At 68.1% G+C, this 4,268-nt stretch carries 6 protein-coding genes; all 6 read left to right on the top strand.

Annotated elements, in window-relative coordinates; translation table 11 throughout:
- Nucleotides 1-832 (top strand): DUF2332 domain-containing protein (locus RMO30_RS11610; RefSeq protein WP_309713597.1); only part of this gene is annotated, 832 nt, incomplete at its 5' end.
- 62 nt (nt 833-894) lie between these two features.
- Entirely contained in the window at nt 895-1,191 is a 297-nt protein-coding gene (locus tag RMO30_RS11605; RefSeq protein ID WP_309713594.1) for a DUF3263 domain-containing protein, read from the top strand.
- Nucleotides 1,191-1,769 (top strand): LytR C-terminal domain-containing protein, encoded by a 579-nt coding sequence (locus tag RMO30_RS11600; protein WP_309713591.1) that lies wholly within the window; start codon nt 1,191-1,193, stop codon nt 1,767-1,769. Before RMO30_RS11605 ends, RMO30_RS11600 begins: the two co-directional genes overlap by 1 nt.
- A gap of 168 nt (nt 1,770-1,937) precedes the next feature.
- Nucleotides 1,938-2,141: a cold-shock protein gene (locus RMO30_RS11595; RefSeq protein ID WP_309713589.1), complete on the top strand. Its 204-nt coding sequence runs from the start codon at nt 1,938-1,940 to the stop codon at nt 2,139-2,141.
- 25 nt (nt 2,142-2,166) lie between these two features.
- Entirely contained in the window at nt 2,167-3,231 is a 1,065-nt protein-coding gene (locus RMO30_RS11590) for a DUF3048 domain-containing protein (RefSeq protein WP_309713587.1), read from the top strand.
- Nucleotides 3,232-3,329: 98 nt separating this feature from the next.
- Nucleotides 3,330-4,268 (top strand): chaperonin GroEL (gene groEL / locus RMO30_RS11585; protein WP_309713584.1); only part of this gene is annotated, 939 nt, incomplete at its 3' end.

Raw genomic sequence — 4,268 nt, 5'->3', positions numbered from 1 at the left:
CGACGTGCTCGCGCTGCTCGACCGGCTGCCTCGGGAGCGCCGCCAACCGTCGCTCATCTTCTCGGTCGCCACTTGGCTCGGCGTCGAGGTGATGGACTACGCCGGATTCCGCACCTGGCTCGTCGAGAACTGGCCGGCTGTCGAGGCGGCGGCCCGCGAGCGGCGCACCCAGACCAACGAAGTCGGCCGCTGCGCTCCGCTCGTCGCGGCTCTTGACCGCATCCCCGGCCCCCTCGCCCTCCTTGAGGTCGGCGCGTCCGCGGGGCTGTGCTCGATCCCGGAGCGGTACTCCTACCGGTTCGGCGATGACCCACTGCTGGGCGCGGGGAAGCCGCTGATCGAGTGCGCGGTCGACGGGCCGGGTCTTGCGCCGGTGGCACTGCCCGACATCCGCTGGCGGCTCGGCCTCGACCTCAATCCGCTTTCCGCCGAGAATGCGGACGACGCGGCGTGGCTCGAGGCTCTGGTGCCGCTCGATCGGCCCGACCGTCGGGAGCGGCTGCGCGCTGCCCTCGCCACCGCCCAGCACGACCCGCCGCGGGTGATCGCGGGGGACGCCCTCGGCGATCTCGCGGATGCTGTGGCCGAGGCACCCGTCGACCTCACGCTCGTCGTCGTGTCGTTGGGCACTCTCGTCTACCTGTCGCCGGAGGCGCGCTCGGCGTTTCCGGCAGAGGTTGCGGGTCGTGGTGCTCGGCTGGTGACCCTCGAGCAGAGCGGCGTCGCCGACCGTCCCACCGACCGGGTGCCCGCGGGGCGGTTCGTACTGGCGATCGACGGCGAGGCGATCGCTGAGGCGAGCCCCCACGGAGACCGACTGAGTGCGGTCTGAAGGTCGTTCTGGGCGCGGCGAGGCATCCTCGCGCTGCGGTCGCCGGTGCCTAGGATCGCCGCGTGACCGACCCTCGAGACGCGGAGCTGCCGCGGACCGAGCTCGACGAAACCGAGCTGCGTCTGCTCGCTTTCGAGCGCGCCTGGGCCGACCGGGTCGGCAATCGGGAGGCCGCCATCCGCGCCGAATTCGGCGTCTCTTCAGCTCGGTACTATCAAATGTTGTACGCGCTCATCGATTCACCACTCGCGGTGCGGCACGATCCGCTCCTCGTTCGCCGCCTCCAGCGGCTCCGTGACTCGCGACGCGGGGCCCGAGCCCGCCCCTTCACCTCCGACAGCCAGGACAGCACCGACTAATGGCCAGCACGACCCACGACCGCTTCGACGACATCCCCGACGACCTCGTGCGCGTCGGTGCGCACCGGGCTCCCGTCAAGCGCGGCCGTGGCTGGATCAACTTCGCGTGGGCGGCTCTCGCGACGGGCGTGCTCATCGTCGGCGGCCTATACGGACTCTCCCGCGTCAACCCGGCGATCTCGTTCGAGATCCCTGTTCTCGGCGGAGATGCTGCCGAACCGGGCACGACGTCGACGCCCGAGCCCGAAGCGACCCCGCTCACCGATCCCGCGCTCGTCGACCCTGCTCTCAACCTGACGATCTCGGTGTTCAACGCCTCGCCGACCGACGACCAGGAGGATGCCGCAGCCGCGCAGATCACTCAAGCGAACTGGCCGCAGCCGGCTGCAGCCGTCGCGAGTGAGCGCGACCAGGAGCTCACGGTCATCTACTACAACGGCGCCCAGTTCGAGTCGATCGCGCTCGGCCTCGCGCAACTGTTGGGCACCGACCCCGCGAACATCGCGAACTCGGACGCCTATCTCGGTGCTCCGGTCACCATCGTGCTCGGCGCCGACTACGTGCCCCCGGCGGCCTGACCCTCGGCCAGAACACGGGCGTGTTACGCGGGTGTTTAATCTGTGTGATTTTCTCGATTTCTGGTGCCGATGAACGCCTTCGAGACCGATCGGCTCCGTGCGCGCGGCTAGCATTTCGGTCAGGGTCGCTGGGTAGTGGCCCGAGTGAGCACGCAGTAGGGAGCACCGATGGCCCAGGGCACCGTGAAGTGGTTCAACGCCGAAAAAGGGTTCGGATTCATCACCGTCGAAGGGGGAGACCAAGACGTCTTCGTCCACTATTCGGCGATCGACATGACCGGGTTCAAGGTGCTCGAAGAGGGCCAAGCGGTCACCTTCGAGATCGGAACCGGGCCGAAGGGGCCGCAGGCCGAGTCGGTGCGGCCGGCCTGAGCATCCGCGCCCTAGCATGACGGGCATGGGTCAGGGGCGGGGAGGTCGGGCGGTTGCGGGAGCGCTGAGCGGCCTCGCGTTGCTCACGGCGTGCGCGCAGGGGCCGATGCCCACTCCCACACCGACCTACTCATCCAGCTACCTCACGCCGGAGCCGACGGCACTCGCCCCGCTCACCGGTGAAACCGTTCCCGTGGGTGCGCTGACCGCGCCGTCGCTCGCGGCGAAGGTCGACAATCATCCGGATGCTCGTCCGCAGTTCGGGCTCGAGCGCACCGACCTCGTCTTCGAAGAGCTGGTCGAGGGCGGCCTCACCCGTTACGTCGCGGTTTGGCACTCCGACGTTCCCGCCGAGATCGGGCCGATCCGCAGCATCCGCCCGATGGATCCCGACATCGTCTCGCCGCTCGGCGGCATCATCGCGTACTCCGGTGGGCAGCAGCGGTTCGTGACGATGATGCGCGACACCAACGTCTACAACGCCATCCACGGACAGGCCGACACGGACGACCTGATGTTCCGCGTCGACGGGCGGCCGAGCCCGCACGACGTGTTGGTGCGGGCGCCCGAGCTCATCGCGCGGCACCTCGACCTGCCTGCTCCAGCCCAGCAGTTCTCGTTCGCCCCTGACGTCGCGTCGTCGTCGGCCGTCCGCGAGGGAACGGCAACCGAGTCGATGGCGTTGCGCTTCGGGTCGTCGTCTGCCCCATCGTGGGGGTGGGATGCCGTGCGCGGGGTGTGGGCGCGATCCCAGAGTGGCGTTCCCGATGTCGACAACGCCGGTGTGCCGTTTTCCGCCGTCAACGTCGTGATCATCCGGGTGCCGGTCACGGTGAGCCAGGGCATCCCGAAAACCGAACTGATCGGCACCGGCGAGGCGTGGGTCAGCACCGGAGGGATGACGATCCATGCCACCTGGTCGAAGGGCTCGCGCGGCGAAGCCATCCGCCTGGTCGACGACACGGGCACCGTCATCCGCCTCGCGCCGGGCAACAGTTGGATCGAACTGGTGCCGCTCTCGGGAAGTGTCGCCTTCACGGCGCCTCCACCTCCTCCGCCCCCAGCGCCGACGGAGTCGCCCGCGCCGTAGCGCGGCTTGCACTCTCTGTAGGCGAGTGCCAAGATAATCCCTGGCACTCGCGCGTCGTGAGTGCCAAGTTCTACGTCCGGGAGGGACGACACACACTCATGGCAAAGATCATCGCTTTCGACGAAGAGGCCCGCCGCGGCCTCGAGCGCGGGCTCAACATCCTGGCTGACGCTGTCAAGGTCACGCTTGGCCCCCGCGGCCGCAACGTCGTGCTGGAGAAGAAGTGGGGTGCCCCCACCATCACCAACGACGGCGTCTCGATCGCCAAGGAGATCGAGCTGGACGACCCCTACGAGAAGATCGGCGCCGAGCTGGTCAAAGAGGTCGCCAAAAAGACGGATGACGTCGCCGGTGACGGAACGACCACCTCGGTCGTGCTCGCCCAGGCGCTCGTTCGCGAAGGCCTGCGCAACGTCGCGGCCGGCGCCGACCCGATCAGCTTGAAGCGCGGCATCGAAAAGGCCGTCGAGGCCGTCATCGCCGAACTCGTGAAGAACGCCAAGGAGATCGAGACGAAGGACGAGATCGCCGCGACCGCGTCCATCTCGGCCGGCGACACCGAGATCGGTGCGCTCATCGCCGAGGCGATCGACAAGGTCGGCAAGGAGGGCGTCGTCACCGTCGAGGAGTCGAACACCTTCGGCACGACCCTCGAGCTCACCGAGGGCATGCGCTTCGACAAGGGCTACCTGTCGCAGTACTTCGTCACCGACCAGGAGCGTCAGGAGGCCGTCTTCGAAGACGCCTACATCCTGATCGTCAACTCGAAGGTCAGCAACATCAAGGACCTGCTCCCGATCGTCGACAAGGTGATCCAGGCGGGCAAGCAGCTGCTGATCATCGCCGAGGATGTCGACGGCGAGGCGCTCGCGACCCTGATCGTCAACAAGATCCGTGGCATCTTCAAGTCGGTCGCCGTCAAGGCCCCCGGCTTCGGTGACCGCCGCAAGGCGCAGCTCGCCGACATCGCCATCCTCACCGGCGGCGAGGTCATCAGCGAAGAGCTGGGCCTCAAGCTCGAGAACGCAACGCTCGAG

The sequence above is a fragment of the Pseudolysinimonas sp. genome, from assembly GCF_031389465.1.
Taxonomy (GTDB): Bacteria; Actinomycetota; Actinomycetes; order Actinomycetales; family Microbacteriaceae; genus Pseudolysinimonas_A.
This window is presented reverse-complemented; position numbering and strand designations above follow the sequence as displayed.